The following is a 13,712-nucleotide window of genomic DNA, read 5'->3' as shown; positions in this document are numbered from 1 at the left end:
GATCCAAGGTGGTAGTAGGTAAGCGATGGGGTGACGCAGGAAGGTAGTCCAGCCCGGGCGGTGGTTGTCCCGGGGTAAGGGTGTAGGCCGTGTGATAGGCAAATCCGTCACACATTAAGGCTGAGACCTGATGCCGAGCCGATTGTGGTGAAGTGGATGATCCTATGCTGTCGAGAAAAGCCTCTAGCGAGTTTCATGGCGGCCCGTACCCTAAACCGACTCAGGTGGTCAGGTAGAGAATACCGAGGCGTTCGGGTGAACTATGGTTAAGGAACTCGGCAAAATGCCCCCGTAACTTCGGGAGAAGGGGGGCCACGCCTGGTGATGGGTTTTACATCCTGAGCTGGGGGTGGCCGCAGAGACCAGCGAGAAGCGACTGTTTACTAAAAACACAGGTCCGTGCGAAGCCGTAAGGCGATGTATACGGACTGACGCCTGCCCGGTGCTGGAACGTTAAGGGGACCGGTTAGTCACTCTTCGGGGTGGCGAAGCTGAGAACTTAAGCGCCAGTAAACGGCGGTGGTAACTATAACCATCCTAAGGTAGCGAAATTCCTTGTCGGGTAAGTTCCGACCTGCACGAATGGCGTAACGACTTCTCGACTGTCTCAACCATAGGCCCGGTGAAATTGCACTACGAGTAAAGATGCTCGTTTCGCGCAGCAGGACGGAAAGACCCCGGGACCTTTACTACAGTTTGATATTGGTGTTCGGTTCGGCTTGTGTAGGATAGGTGGGAGACTGTGAACCCGGTACGCCAGTATCGGGGGAGTCGCCGTTGAAATACCACTCTGGTCGTGCTGGATGTCTAACCTGGGTCCGTGATCCGGATCAGGGACAGTGTCTGATGGGTAGTTTAACTGGGGCGGTTGCCTCCCAAAGGGTAACGGAGGCGCCCAAAGGTTCCCTCAGCCTGGTTGGTAATCAGGTGTTGAGTGTAAGTGCACAAGGGAGCTTGACTGTGAGACTGACGGGTCGAGCAGGGACGAAAGTCGGGACTAGTGATCCGGCGGTGGCTTGTGGAAGCGCCGTCGCTCAACGGATAAAAGGTACCCCGGGGATAACAGGCTGATCTTCCCCAAGAGTCCATATCGACGGGATGGTTTGGCACCTCGATGTCGGCTCGTCGCATCCTGGGGCTGGAGTCGGTCCCAAGGGTTGGGCTGTTCGCCCATTAAAGCGGTACGCGAGCTGGGTTTAGAACGTCGTGAGACAGTTCGGTCCCTATCCGCTGTGCGCGTAGGAATATTGAGAAGGGCTGTCCCTAGTACGAGAGGACCGGGACGGACGAACCTCTGGTGTGCCAGTTGTTCTGCCAAGGGCATGGCTGGTTGGCTACGTTCGGGAGGGATAACCGCTGAAAGCATCTAAGCGGGAAGCCTGCTTCGAGATGAGTATTCCCACCTCCTTGAGAGGGTAAGGCTCCCAGTAGACGACTGGGTTGATAGGCCAGATATGGAAGCCTGGTAACGGGTGGAGTTGACTGGTACTAATAGGCCGAGGGCTTGTCCTCAGTTGCTCGCGTTCACTGTGTTGGTTCTGAAACCACGAACAACCCCACATCTGCATGGTGTGGTGCGGTAGTTCACAGTTTCATAGTGTTTCGGTGGTCATAGCGTGAGGGAAACGCCCGGTTACATTCCGAACCCGGAAGCTAAGCCTTACAGCGCCGATGGTACTGCAGGGGGGACCCTGTGGGAGAGTAGGACGCCGCCGAACAAATTGTGATGGGAAACCCCCGTGCCGGATGGCACGGGGGTTTTCTGCGTTTAGGGTCGGTCCTTTACCCAGCTGCCTTTCACGCCGGGCGGATCGGTCAGGCCGGGCGGCGGTCCGGTCAGGCGGGGCGGACCAATTTCGTGTCGTACGCCAGAATCACCGCCTGCACCCGGTCCCGTGCACCCGTCTTCGCGAGGATGCGGCCCACATGCGTCTTCACCGTCGATTCGGCCAGATGCAGCCGCGCGGCGATCTCCGTGTTCGTCCAGCCCTGCCCGATGACCGTGAGGATCTGGAGTTCGCGGTCGGTCAGCGAGGCCAGCAGCGGATGCTTGGCCGGGTCGGCCGGGCCCGTGGAGGCCCCGCCGCTCGGCAGCTGGTCCGCGAACGCGTCGAGGAGGCGCCGGGTCAGCCTCGGGGCCACCACCGCGTCGCCCGTGGCCACCGCGCGGATGCCGGACAGGAGCTCCTCCGGCAGCGCGTCCTTGATGAGGAAGCCCGAGGCCCCCGCGCGCAGCCCCGCGTACGCGTACTCGTCCAGGTCGAACGTCGTGAGGATGAGGACGCGGGACGCCGAACCGGACGCGACGATGCGGCGGGTGGCCTCGATGCCGTCCATGTCGGGCATGCGGACGTCCATCAGGATGACGTCCGGGCGGATGCCGGCGGCCATGCGGACCGCGTCGGCTCCGCTACCGCCCTCACCCGCCACCGTCATGTCGTCCTGGCTCTCCAGAAGCATGCGGAAGCCGAAGCGTTGCAGGGGCTGATCGTCGACTATGAGGACGCTGGTCACTGAGCGGATTCCTTCGGGGAAGCGACAAGAGCGGAGACAGCGGAGGCAGAGGCGGAGGCGGAGACAGCGGACGACGCGGAGTCGTCGGCCGTCGTGCGCGGCAGGTGGAGGCGGACCTCCCAGCCGGTGGCGGGGCGAGGGCGCGGACCGGCCTCAAGTGTGCCCGCGTACAGGGCCGTTCGCTCCCGCATGCCGGTGAGGCCGCGGCCGTCGGGGGCCGCTGCCGTGCGGGCCGCGGTGCCCGTGTCCGTGACGGTGACCGTCACCCCGTCGTCGGCGTACGTGATCCGGACGGCCGCCGTCGCGCCCGGGCCGCCGTGCTTGAGGGTGTTCGTCAGGGCCTCCTGCACCACGCGGTACACCGTGAGTTCCTGGCCCTGGGGCAGGGCGTCGGGACGGCCGTGGACCGTGGTGCGGACGGGCAGGCCCGCGGACCTGACGCCGTCGATGAGCCGCGTCAGATCGGCGAGCGCGGGCTGCGGGGCCAGGGCCGCGGCCTCCGGGGCGTCGTCGCGCAGGACGTCCAGGAGGCGCCGCAGTTCGGCGAGGGCCTGACGGCTGGTGGAGCCGATGGCGTCGAGGGCCTGCGCGGCGTGCTCGGGGGACTTCGCGGCCGCGTACTTGCCGCCGTCGGCGAGGCCCGTGATCACGGACAGGTTGTGGCCGATGATGTCGTGCATCTCGCGGGCGATGCGGGTGCGTTCGGCGGCCGCGGCGAGCTGGGCCTGCTGGTCGCGTTCGACCTCCAGGCGGCGGGCGCGCTCGACGAGGGCCTGGGTGTGGTCCTGGCGCGAGCGGACGGCGATGCCGAGGAGCGCGACGATCGCGTACGCCCACACCTGTGGCACGATCTGCTGGTCCCAACTGCCCCTCGGATAGCGGACGGTCCCCACGAGCAGCGGCACCAGCATCATCGCGCCCGCCCACCCCAGCGTCCGCAGGGGCAGCCGCAGCGCCACGCTGAACAGGACGATGAGCTGGACGAGGGCGGCCTGGAGCATCGCGCCGGTGCCCGAGCTGACCGTGCCGAACGCCACCATGACGGCGAGGGTCCCCATCGGGTGGCGGCGCCGCCACAGCAGCGGCAGCGTCAGACCGAGGCTCATCGCGAGGACGAGCGGGCCGGGAACGTCCTGGTCGGGCGCGACGTTGCGCCAGCCGCCACCGGCGAAGTCGATGACGCCGGCCGTCACGAAGAAGCCGGTGACCAGGAGGTCCCAGAGCAGCGGGCGGCGCTCGTCGACGGCGCGCACCCGCTGGACCAGGCGCTGGACGTACTGGGTGAGGGGGTGCGGGTCGTGGGCCACGAGCTCATCCTCGTACAGGAGTTCCATGCGTGGGGGCGGTGCGGGTCAGACGTCGCGGCGTTTGAGGAGGTACGAGGCCGCGGTCAGGACCGCGAGGGCCCACAGGACCAGGGTGAACAGGGCGGGTCCTGGGGCGATCGTGTCGTCCACGCGGGTGAGGGAGCCGAGCGACGAGGCGGCCTGCGCGGGGAAGCAGCGCACCACCGCGTCGACGCCGCCGAACGGCAGCGTCCCGACGATCTCCGGCAGGACGAGCACGGAGCCGACGAACGCGCCGATGCCGCCGGGCACCGAGCGAAGCAGCGCCCCGAGCCCCAGGGCGATCAGGCTGAGGAGGGTGACGCCCGCCGCGTTGCCCGTGAGGGCGCCGAGGACGCCGGAGTCGGTCAGCGTCAGCTTCTTGTCGGTGTCCGCGAGCCAGATCTGGGCGGTGAGGAAGGTGATGACGTTGGTGACGAAGGACAGGGTGAACGCCACCGCCGTGAAGACCGCGGCCTTCGACCACAGGACCGGTCGGCGGCGCGGGACGGCGGTCAGGGAGGCGCGGATCATGCCCGTCGAGTACTCGCCCGCGGTGACCAGGATGCCGAGGACGGCGAGGCAGATCTGGGAGAGCTGGGTGCCGAAGAGGGTGAAGACGATGGTGTCGACGTCGGAGTCGTCGCCGTCGTACGTGCTGCCCATGGTGATGCCGACCGCGAGGACCAGGGCGCTCGCCGCGAGCACGGTGATCCAGGTGGTGCGCAGCGTCCACAGCTTGTGCCACTCGGAGCGCAGGACGCGGGCCGGGGTGACCCGGTAGGAGGGGGTGGGGGTGGTCGTGGTCATGCCGCGGCTCCTTCCAGGGGCGCGACGTCCGGAGTCACGTACTCGACGGAGTCGTGGGTGAGGTCCATGAAGGCCTGCTCCAGGGAGGCGGTGTGCGGGGTGAGTTCGAAGAGGGGGATGGCGTGGGCGGCGGCGGTGCGGCCGATGTGTTCGGCGTCGGTGCCGCGGACCTCCAGGGCGCCGGGGGCATCAAGGGGGCCGGTGGTGTCGCCGTCGACGGTGACGCCGGGGCCCGCGAGGAGCGCGGCGAGGCGGGCCGCCGCGGGGGACACGACCTTCACGGAGCCGGTGCCGGACTCGCGGACGAACTTCTCGACCGTCGTGTCCGCGAGCAGCCGGCCCCGGCCGATGATGATCAGGTGGTCGGCGGTCACGGCCATCTCGCTCATGAGGTGCGAGGAGACGAGGACCGTGCGGCCCTCGGCGGCCTGCGCCTTGAGGAGGTTGCGGATCCACAGGACGCCGTCGGGGTCGAGGCCGTTGACCGGCTCGTCCAGGACGAGCGTCGCGGGGTCGCCGAGGAGCGCCGCCGCGATGCCGAGGCGCTGGCCCATGCCGAGGGAGAAGCCCTTCACGCGCCGGCCTGCGACGTCGGTGAGGCCGGTGGCGGCGAGGACGTGCTCGACGCGGGAGCGGGGGATTCCGTGGGTGTGGGCGAGGGCCGTCAGATGGTGGTACGCGGAGCGGCCGGGGTGCAGGGAGCGGGCCTCCAGGAGCGCGCCGACCTCGGTCAGGGGCGCGCTGTGGGTGGCGTAGGCGCGGCCGCCGACGGTGCAGCGGCCGCTCGTCGGGGCGTCGAGGCCGAGGAGCATCCGCATGGTGGTGGACTTGCCCGCGCCGTTCGGGCCGAGGAAGCCGGTGACGGTGCCGGGGTGGACCTCGAAGCTGAGGTCGTCGACGGCGGTCTTGGTGCGGGCGCCGCGGCCGTAGCGTTTGGTGAGTCCCTGTGCGCGAATCATGGGTCGATGGTCGCGGCGGGGCGGGCCGCGGCGCGTCGGACCGGGGTCCTGAGCTCGGGCGGGGCGTAGTACCGGGGTACGACGGCGGGCGGAAAACCAGGCGGCTTCGGGCCGGGGTGTTGCCTAGGATCGGGACATGGAGCACCTCATACGCCCCGTGCGTGGCGACGAATGGCGACAGGTCCGGGCGCTGCGGCTGCTCGCCCTGCGGGATCCGGCGGCCCCGGTCGCCTTCCTGGAGACGTACGAGAAGGCCGTCGCCCAGCCGGACGAGTACTGGCAGGACCGGACGACGAACGCGGCGCCGGGCGGGCCGATCCGGCAGTTCGTCGCGGAGGGCCCGGACGGCGGCTGGGCGGGCTCGGTGACCGTGCTCGTCGAGGAGCCGGGCACACAGAGCGTGCTCGGGGCCGGTGTGGAGGTGCGGCAGGCGCATCTGGTGGGGGTGTACGTGCGCCCCGAGCACCGGGGCACGGGCCTGACCGAGGCGCTGTTCGAGGCGGCGGTGGAGTGGGCGCGGGCGGCGGACGGGGCCGGGGTCGAGCGGATCCGGCTCTTCGTGCACGAGGACAACGAGCGGGCCGAGGCGTTCTACCGGCGGTTCGGCTTCGTGCGCAGCGGCCTGTCGGCGTCGGTGCCGGGGGATCCGTCGGCGCTCGAGTACGAGATGGTGCTGGCCCCGGCCCCCGGGCGCTAGCCGATCAGTTCGTCGTGGGGCCAGCGGGCGCGGCCCTGTTCGCGGGAGCGGAGCAGGGCGAGCGTCGGCATGCCCTGGTCGGCTCCGGCGGCGAGGAGCTCCGGCAGCTGGGGGAGCGGGGCGACGGCCGCGACGTCGTCGAGTACGAGGGTCAGGGGCGGGTCGAGCCGTCCGGCGGGGGAGCGGTCGGCGAGGCGGCGGCCGCGCTCGACCATGCTGGAGGCGAGCGCCGTGAGCAGCGGCATCGCGCCCGGGTTCGCCTTGGGGTCCTCGATCGCCTCGCCCACCACGAAGAGGGTGCCGCCCTCGTCGACGAGGGACTCCAGGCTGAGGGAGTCCGCGCGGTTCGGCGTGCAGGACTCCCGTACGTTCAGCGTGAACAGGCAGGACAGGGCGCGGGACGTCAGCTCCTGGGCCATGTCGCGGCGCTCCGCGTACGCGGTGAGCGCGGACTCCAGCTCGCCCGCGGCGCCCGGGGCGGCCTTGGGGTGGGTGCGCAGGACACGGACCGCGTCCTGGACCTGGGTGCCCTGGGCCCAGCGGTGGACGTGCTTCACGGAGCGGCCGTCCACGGCGGCGGCGTGCAGGAAGCTGCGCAGCAGGAGCTCGGCGGTGTCCGCCACGGCCGTGTCCAGCTTGGCGGTGGGTCTTATGGGGGCGAGCAGGGCGCGGGCGCGGTGCGTCGCCGTGGCCTTGTCCTCGCAGCCGGTGGTGGGGGACCAGTGGAGGCGGGCCGGGGTGTCGCAGAGGTGTACGGGGTCGTAGACGAGGACGGGGCCCAGTTTGGCGCGGGCGTCCTTCGTCTCCTCCCACAGGGTGGGGTCGGAGGTGATGACCAGGGTCGCGGACTCGGCGTCGGCGATGGCCTCGGCGGCGAGGGGGCGGCGGGTCTCGGGGGTGCCGAGCACCAGGGGGGTGCGGGGGGTGGGGACGGTGGGGGGGCGCTTGGCCAGGGCGGGGGCCGGGGCGGGTTCCGGGGCGGGCCGCGGCTCGGGCTCTGCTTCGAGCGGTTGCTCCGGGGCGCCGGTGCGCGGCTCTGCGTCACGGTTGCTCGGCGCTGGGGGCTGTGCCCACCCGTCCCGCCCTGCGGGACGATTGCCCACAGCGGTATCGGAGGTGGTGGTTTCCGCGTGGCGGGCTGCCTTGCGGACCGCGCGGAAGCGGGTCAGGGTGCCCATCACGAAGATCGTGAGGACGATGAGGACCATCACCTGGCCGATGAGGAAGCCCCAGAAGAGGCCGTAGCCGGAGAGCTGGTCGCGGGGCGTTCCCGGCCAGGCTCCCGCGACGTCGTGGGGTTCCTGGACGAGGTGGCGTACGGCGGGCGGCGTGTTGTTGAACGTGACGTGGTCGGGCCACGCGCCGTGGGCCCACCAGCCGGCGATGCCGGTCGCCGACCACATGAGGAAGACCATGCCGACCACGAAGGCCAGGACGCCCACGAGCAGGGCGTCCGGGACGCCGCGCTCGCGGCCGGGCTGGTCCTGGCGGCGGTCCCGGTAGCGGTCCTGCGCCATGTCACGCCACCGTCGACCGGGAGGACCCGGCGGGGCCCTCGCCCATCTGCTGTTCCATGTACGCCGCCCTTTCCTCCGCCTCCCGTTCGGCGGCCGCGAGGACGTCGTCGGTCGCGAGCAGGTCGCTCGCGGACTCCGTCATGGCGCGGTCGGTGAAGACCAGGGGGCGCTCCGTCTCCGTGATCAGGTGTTTGACCACCTGGACATTGCCGTTGACGTCCCAGACCGCGATGCCGGGCGTCAGGGTGGGGATGATCTCAACCGCCCACCGGGGCAGGCCGATGACGCGGCCCGTGGCGCGTGCCTCGTCCGCCTTCTGGGCGTAGACCGTGCGCGTGGACGCCATCTTCAGGATGGCGGCGGCCTCCTTGGCGGCCGCGCCGTCGACGACGTCCGAGAGGTGGTGGACGACCGCGACGAAGGACAGGCCGAGGCGGCGGCCGAACTTCAGCAGGCGCTGGAAGAGCTGGGCCACGAAGGGCGAGTTGATGATGTGCCAGGCCTCCTCGACGAGGAAGATGCGCTTCTTCCGGTCGGGGCGGATCCAGGTGTGCTCCAGCCACACGCCGACGATGGCCATGAGGATGGGCATGGCGATGGAGTTGCGGTCGATGTGGGAGAGGTCGAAGACGATGAGCGGCGCGTCGAGGTCGATGCCGACGGTCGTGGGGCCGTCGAACATGCCGCGCAGGTCGCCGTCCACCAGGCGGTCGAGGACCAGGGCCACGTCCAGGCCCCAGGCCCGGACGTCGTCTATGGCCACGTTCATGGCCTCGGCGGACTCCGGTTCGGGGTGGCGCAGCTGCTCGACGATGTCGGTGAGGACGGGCTGGCGGTCGAGGATGGTCTCGTTGACGTAGGCGTGCGCGACCTTGAGCGCGAAGCCGGAGCGCTCGTCGAGGCCGTGGCCCATGGCCACCTCGATGATGGTCCGCAGCAGCGCGAGCTGGCCGGTCGTGGTGATCGCCGGGTCGAGCGGGTTGAGGCGGATGCCCATGTCGAGGGCGGCCGTCGGGTCGAGCCGGATGGGGGTTATCCCCAGCTCCTGGGCGATGAGGTTCCACTCGCCGACGCCGTCCTCGCCCTGGGCGTCCAGGACGACGACCTGGCGGTCCTTGAAGCGGAGCTGGCGCAGGACGTACGTCTTCTCCAGGGCGGACTTGCCGTTGCCGGACTCACCGAGGACCAGCCAGTGGGGGGCCGGGAGCTGCTGGCCGTACAGCTGGAACGGGTCGTAGATGTAGCCCTTGCCGGAGTACACCTCGCGCCCGATGATCACGCCGGAGTCGCCGAGGCCGGGTGCGGCCGTCGGCAGATAGACCGCCTGGGCCTGGCCCGTCGACGTGCGCACCGGGAGGCGGGTGGTCTCGACCTTCCCGAACAGGAACGACGTGAACGCGTCCGTGAGGACGGTCAGCGGATCCCGCATCGCACCTTCACACCCCTACCGTTGTGGTTCATCGCCGGATGCCGGTCGCGAACGGCAGCGTGTTCACGAAGGCCCGGTGGTGCTCGCGGTCGCACCACTCCAGTTTCAGATACGACTTTCCGGCCGACGCCCTTATCGTCCGCTTGTCGCGGGCGAGGGCTTCGGGGGAGCGCGACGAGACGGTGATGTAGCCGACGAGGTTGACCCCCGCCGCGCCGCTCGCCAGGTCCTCGCCGCGCTGGTCGAGGCGGGAGTGCGAGGCGATGTCGCGGGGGTCGACGGTGCGGTTCATCTTGGCCTGGCGGCTGGCCTCGGCCTCGTCGTTGGTCTTCTCCGTGAGCATGCGCTCGATGGCGACCTCGGTGGGCTCCAGGTCCATGGTGACGGCGACGGTGCGGATCACGTCCGGGGTGTGGACGAGCAGCGGCGCGAGGAAGTTGACGCCGACGGGCGTCATCGGCCACTCCTTGACCCAGGCCGTGGAGTGGCACCAGGGGGCGCGGGTGGACGACTCGCGGGTCTTGGCCTGGAGGTAGGTGGGCTCCATCGCGTCCAGCTCGGCGGGCCAGGCATTACGTTTCGTCATCGCCTGGATGTGGTCGATGGGGTGGTCCGGGTCGTACATGGAGTGGACGAGCGAGGCGAGGCGGCCCTGGCCGAGCGGCTGGCGCACGCGGATGTCGGCCTCCTGGAGGCGCGAGCAGATGTCGGTGAGCTCGCGGGCCATGACGACGGCGAGACCGGCGTCGCGGTCGAGCTTCCTGCCGCCGTGCGGGCGGGCGGCGCGGGCCATGGCCTGTGCCTCGGCGGCCAGGTCGCGGGAGTAGTGCATGCAGGCGACGAGGTAGGCGCGGTGCTGCTCGCTGCTGGTGGAGACCATCGACTGGAGCTCGTCGTAGCTGTGCTGGAGCCAGGGCAGCGCGCGGTCGTCGCCGCGCGCGGCGACGTCCTTGGCGTGCGCGTCGGGGTCGGCGGGCAGCGTGCGGGCCAGCATCTGCAGGCGCGTCACGAAGCCGTCGCCGTTGGCGACGTGCTTGAGCAGGGTGCCGAACCGGTCGACGAGGGCCTCCTGGTCCTCGCTGTCGCGCAGGCCGACGCCGGGGCCCTCGATCTCGATGGCGGCGGTGACGGTGCGCCGGTCGGCGTGGAGCAGGACGGCGATCTCGTCGGGCCCGAAGGGCGCGGCGAGCCAGCTGATGCGGCCGATGCCGGGCGGCGGGCCGATCTCCACCTCGCGGCCGTCGAGCCGGATGCCCGACTCGGCGGCCGAGGACCGGTAGGTGGTGCCGCGCCGCAGCGACCGCTTGAAGCTCCGGTTGATCTCGAACCACTTGTAGAACGTGCGTCCCTTGTACGGGATGTACACCGCTGCGATGGCGATCAGCGGGAAGCCCATGAGCAGCACGATGCGCAGGGCCAGGAACGGGATGAGGATGCCGCACATCATGCCGAGGAACGCGCCGGCGATGATCAGCGCGATCTCGCCGGTCTCGCGGTTGCGGCCGATGATGGCGTTCGGCCGGGCCCGGCCGATCAGATAGGTGCGGCGGGGCGTGACCGGTGGGGACACATGGGACTGGGTCGTCAACGCCCTTCACCTCCAGTGCTGTTCGTACCGCCGCGGTTGCCCGCGTGCGGGGTGTTCGACGGGCTCGTACGGGGTGGGGGTGCGGCGGAGGGGACAGTTCCGCCGCCGTTCTGGGCGGGGCCCGCCTGGCGGTGGGCGTGCGAGGACAGGCCGCTGCCGACGGCGTTGGCCGCGGCGGTCTGGGGCGGGGTGTCGCCGCCGCCGCCCTGGCCGCCGCCCGCCTTGCCGCCGGGGCGTGCGCTGTGGGTGCGGATGCCCTGGGCGACCCAGGCGGCGGGCGAGTTGAGGGCGGTGGCGGCGCGGTTCTCGGCGCCGCGCATCAGGCGGTTGTTGCGGGTGGCCATGATGTCGTCGCCGAAGCCGGGGATGAACCGGTAGATGGAGGCGCTGGCGAAGATGGCGAGGAGGATCACCGAGAGGCCGGAGACGACGGCGGACAGCGAGTCGGGGCCGTCCTCGCCCTGGAGCGCCCCGGCGACGCCGAGCACGATCACGATGATGGGCTTCACCAGGATGATCGCGACCATCAGACCGGCCCAGCGGCGGATGCGGCCCCAGGTGTTCTTGTCGACGAGGCCCGAGTACACGACGGTGCCGAGCAGCGCGCCGACGTAGAGCATCGCGGCGCGGATCACCAGCTCCAGACAGAGGATGCCGGCGGCGGCGATCGACACGGCGGACACGACGATCAGCATGATCGGGCCGCCGCCGATGTCGGTGCCCTTGTCGAGGGCCTGCGAGAACGTGCCGAAGAACCGGTCGGTGTCGCCGCCCACCGACTTGGCGAGCACCTCGGAGACGCCGTCCGTCGCGGAGACGACGGTGGACAGGATCAGCGGGGTGAACGCGGACGCGAGCACCGTCAGCCAGAGGAAGCCGATCGCCTCCGAGAGCGCGGTGAGCAGCGGTACGCCGCGCACGGCCCGCTTGGTGACCGCGAGCAGCCACACGATCAGCGTCAGGATCGTCGACGCGGCGAACACCACGGCGTACTGCTGGAGGAACTTCTCGTTGGTGAAGTCCACGGCGGCGGTGTCGTTCACGTACTCGGTGAGCTTGTTGACGATCCAGGAGGCGGCGTCGCCGAAGCCGCGGGCGAGCGAGCTGAGCGGGTCGAGCTCGGAGAGCGCCCCGTTGTCGGGCGTCTTACGCCCGCCCCCGCCCCCGCCACCGCCTTCGCCCTGTTCGCAGTACTTCTTGGCGGGGCCGTGGATGAGCGCGCACGGGTCGTCGTCGGGTGCGGCGGCGGCGCGCGTCGCGAGGAGGAGCACCGCTGTCTGGATGGCCGCGAGGGCGGCGGTGAGCTTCAGTACGGGGCGACTACCGCGCATACGTGAACCCTCCGTACCCTTCCACGGCGTCTGCGATCTCTTCTGAGCCGGACGCGCGGTCGTCGCCCGGGACCGGGGCGGGACCGTCCTTCTGGGTGTGCGTGGTGATCTTCCAGTCGCCGTCGATCCAGGCCAGCTTCATGGTGATCGTGAACCAGCTGTTGGTGACCGGCTTGGTGGACCGCTCGCCCGCGAGGCCGAGGAGGCCTCCGCACCAGGCGGCCACGGTGGCCCTGCCGTCGGCGAAGTCGGTGACCTTCGTGCCGATGGGGCTCGTGCGGGAGACGAACTGGTAGCCGCTCGGCGTGGACCCGTTGGCGTTGAGCCCCACGTTCTTGAAGAAGTCCGCGCTGTACGCCTTGTCCAGCACGGCCTCGAACTTGGTCACGCTGGAGGGGGCCATGATGGCCTTGAGGATGCCGTCCCGCTTCGACTTGTCGAACATCTCGGCGGAGCCGAGGGCCACCGCGTAGTTCGCGGCCGCGCTCTGCGCGCCCTGTTCCGTCTTCGCGTAGCCCGTCGGGATGCTCCCGTTCTTGCCGGTCACCGGCTTTTCGCCGGTGGGGGCCGTGGGGGAGGTCTTGGCGCCCTTGTCGTGGGCGCCGCCGCCGTCGCCGTCGGACGACGAGTCGTCGCGGTTCGCGAAGGCGATGGCGGCGATGAGGAGGACGACCACGCCGATGACGGTGACGAGGCTGCGGGAGGAGGAGCGGCCGCCGGGGCGGCCGGATCTGCGGGCGCCGCCGTAGCCGTCCTCGCGCTCCGGGAGCCGCGTGCGCGTCTCGCCGGTACCGCCGAAGAGGTCATCGTCATCGCTCATGCCGCGTACGCCCCCTCAAGCTCATCCTTGACCACCACGTCCGCCTGGTGCACCGGATATGACGGTAGCCGTGCTGGTTCCCGCGCGGGCGCGGTGTGGTGACTCGACATCAGGGAGTTGCAACCTCAGCCGGTGGGCACGACGGACGGGGGAGAGAAGGGGGACGGGGGAAGAGGGTGCGCGGGGCGGGGGTCAGACCGCCATGCCGTACACGATGGTGAAAAGCGTGCCGAGCGAGCCGATGATGAAGACACCGGTCAGGCCCGCGATGATCAGGCCCTTGCCCTGCTCGGCGCTGAACGTGTCGCGCAGCGCCGTCGCGCCGATGCGTTGTTTCGCCGCGCCCCAGATCGCGATGCCGAGGCACAGCAGGATCGCGACGGCCATCACGACCTCGATCATCACGCGTGCTTCGTTGCCCAAGCTCCCGAAGGGACCCCAGTCGGGGGCGATCCCACCGATGATGGTGGTGATGTCGCCCTTCTCGGCTGCCATAAGCATGTGTAACTCACCGCCCCTAGTGGGTTGTTCCTGCGCCTCTGCCCACCTCTGCCTACCGGAGTGCAGAGGACGGAGCTCATTCTCGCCGACAATCCGCCCGGCGTGTGCAGCCTTGGCGTCATTCGTTGGCCGACTTCAAACGTATGGTCACTCTATGTATCACGAGGGGTGACGCCGGGCAACGAAGGTCCGGCGTGGCCACTGACGTCACCTCAGAACGA

11 protein-coding genes and 2 rRNA genes (1 of these 13 running past the window's edge) are annotated in these 13,712 nt (G+C 69.9%); 3 read left to right on the top strand and 10 right to left on the bottom strand.

The annotated features are described in order from the left end of the window. A 23S ribosomal RNA gene (locus C9F11_RS19550) occupies nt 1-1,512 on the top strand; it begins 1,612 nt to the left of the window's first position. 89 nt (nt 1,513-1,601) lie between these two features. Next, nucleotides 1,602-1,718: ribosomal RNA gene (gene rrf, locus C9F11_RS19545) — 5S ribosomal RNA — on the top strand. Between the two features lie 118 nt (nt 1,719-1,836). On the opposite strand, the gene C9F11_RS19540 is transcribed toward rrf, so the two are convergent. From C9F11_RS19540 to C9F11_RS19525, 4 genes are read right to left on the bottom strand one after another with little or no spacing between them, the layout of a single operon-like run. Next, nucleotides 1,837-2,514, bottom strand: coding sequence for a response regulator transcription factor (locus tag C9F11_RS19540; protein WP_138960503.1), 678 nt, complete (start codon nt 2,512-2,514; stop codon nt 1,837-1,839). Continuing rightward, nucleotides 2,511-3,848 carry a histidine kinase gene (locus C9F11_RS19535; protein ID WP_138960502.1) on the bottom strand — a complete coding sequence of 446 codons (1,338 nt, stop codon included), beginning with the start codon at nt 3,846-3,848 and terminating at the stop codon, nt 2,511-2,513. The genes C9F11_RS19540 and C9F11_RS19535 overlap by 4 nt, the downstream gene beginning before the upstream one ends. Nucleotides 3,849-3,866: 18 nt before the next feature. Further along, nucleotides 3,867-4,649, bottom strand: coding sequence for an ABC transporter permease (locus C9F11_RS19530; RefSeq protein ID WP_138960501.1), 783 nt, complete (start codon nt 4,647-4,649; stop codon nt 3,867-3,869). Then, nucleotides 4,646-5,608 (bottom strand): ATP-binding cassette domain-containing protein, encoded by a 963-nt coding sequence (locus C9F11_RS19525; protein WP_138960500.1) that lies wholly within the window; start codon nt 5,606-5,608, stop codon nt 4,646-4,648. Before C9F11_RS19525 ends, C9F11_RS19530 begins: the two co-directional genes overlap by 4 nt. A 136-nt stretch (nt 5,609-5,744) precedes the next feature. On the opposite strand from C9F11_RS19525, the gene C9F11_RS19520 reads away from it, so the two are divergent. Then, nucleotides 5,745-6,305 (top strand): GNAT family N-acetyltransferase, encoded by a 561-nt coding sequence (locus tag C9F11_RS19520; RefSeq protein WP_138960499.1) that lies wholly within the window; start codon nt 5,745-5,747, stop codon nt 6,303-6,305. On the opposite strand, the gene C9F11_RS19515 is transcribed toward C9F11_RS19520, so the two are convergent. The 6 genes from C9F11_RS19515 to C9F11_RS19490 form a co-directional block, all read right to left on the bottom strand. Beyond that, the gene (locus tag C9F11_RS19515) at nt 6,302-7,822 is read right to left on the bottom strand and encodes a type IV secretory system conjugative DNA transfer family protein (protein WP_171075794.1); all 1,521 of its coding nucleotides are present in this window, start codon (nt 7,820-7,822) and stop codon (nt 6,302-6,304) included. The two genes, C9F11_RS19520 and C9F11_RS19515, sit on opposite strands and share 4 nt — an antisense overlap. 1 nt (nt 7,823) lies before the next feature. Next, nucleotides 7,824-9,251 (bottom strand): ATP-binding protein, encoded by a 1,428-nt coding sequence (locus C9F11_RS19510; protein WP_138960498.1) that lies wholly within the window; start codon nt 9,249-9,251, stop codon nt 7,824-7,826. 28 nt (nt 9,252-9,279) lie between these two features. Further along, complete coding sequence (locus C9F11_RS19505) at nt 9,280-10,839, bottom strand: SCO6880 family protein (protein ID WP_171075793.1); 1,560 nt, start codon at nt 10,837-10,839, stop codon at nt 9,280-9,282. Next, nucleotides 10,836-12,170, bottom strand: coding sequence for a hypothetical protein (locus tag C9F11_RS19500; protein ID WP_138960497.1), 1,335 nt, complete (start codon nt 12,168-12,170; stop codon nt 10,836-10,838). Before C9F11_RS19500 ends, C9F11_RS19505 begins: the two co-directional genes overlap by 4 nt. Continuing rightward, nucleotides 12,160-12,990 (bottom strand): hypothetical protein, encoded by an 831-nt coding sequence (locus C9F11_RS19495; protein ID WP_138960496.1) that lies wholly within the window; start codon nt 12,988-12,990, stop codon nt 12,160-12,162. Before C9F11_RS19495 ends, C9F11_RS19500 begins: the two co-directional genes overlap by 11 nt. Nucleotides 12,991-13,182: 192 nt before the next feature. Then, a complete protein-coding gene (locus C9F11_RS19490) occupies nt 13,183-13,491 on the bottom strand; it encodes a hypothetical protein (protein WP_030689133.1) in 309 nt (102 codons plus the stop codon). Between the last annotated feature and the right edge of the window lie 221 nt (nt 13,492-13,712).

Source organism: Streptomyces sp. YIM 121038 (genome assembly GCF_006088715.1).
GTDB lineage: Bacteria > Actinomycetota > Actinomycetes > Streptomycetales > Streptomycetaceae > Streptomyces.
This window is presented reverse-complemented; position numbering and strand designations above follow the sequence as displayed.

Bases quoted from the DNA above. Each gene is read 5' to 3' on its own strand.
- C9F11_RS19490 (WP_030689133.1), bottom strand. From the start codon at position 13,491: ATGCTTATGGCAGCCGAGAAGGGCGACATCACCACCATCATCGGTGGG.
- C9F11_RS19495 (WP_138960496.1), bottom strand. From the start codon at position 12,990: ATGAGCGATGACGATGACCTCTTCGGCGGTACCGGCGAGACGCGCACG.
- C9F11_RS19525 (WP_138960500.1), bottom strand. From the start codon at position 5,608: ATGATTCGCGCACAGGGACTCACCAAACGCTACGGCCGCGGCGCCCGC.
- C9F11_RS19530 (WP_138960501.1), bottom strand. From the start codon at position 4,649: ATGACCACGACCACCCCCACCCCCTCCTACCGGGTCACCCCGGCCCGC.
- C9F11_RS19500 (WP_138960497.1), bottom strand. From the start codon at position 12,170: ATGCGCGGTAGTCGCCCCGTACTGAAGCTCACCGCCGCCCTCGCGGCC.
- C9F11_RS19520 (WP_138960499.1), top strand. From the start codon at position 5,745: ATGGAGCACCTCATACGCCCCGTGCGTGGCGACGAATGGCGACAGGTC.
- C9F11_RS19510 (WP_138960498.1), bottom strand. From the start codon at position 9,251: ATGCGGGATCCGCTGACCGTCCTCACGGACGCGTTCACGTCGTTCCTG.
- C9F11_RS19515 (WP_171075794.1), bottom strand. From the start codon at position 7,822: ATGGCGCAGGACCGCTACCGGGACCGCCGCCAGGACCAGCCCGGCCGC.
- C9F11_RS19535 (WP_138960502.1), bottom strand. From the start codon at position 3,848: ATGGAACTCCTGTACGAGGATGAGCTCGTGGCCCACGACCCGCACCCC.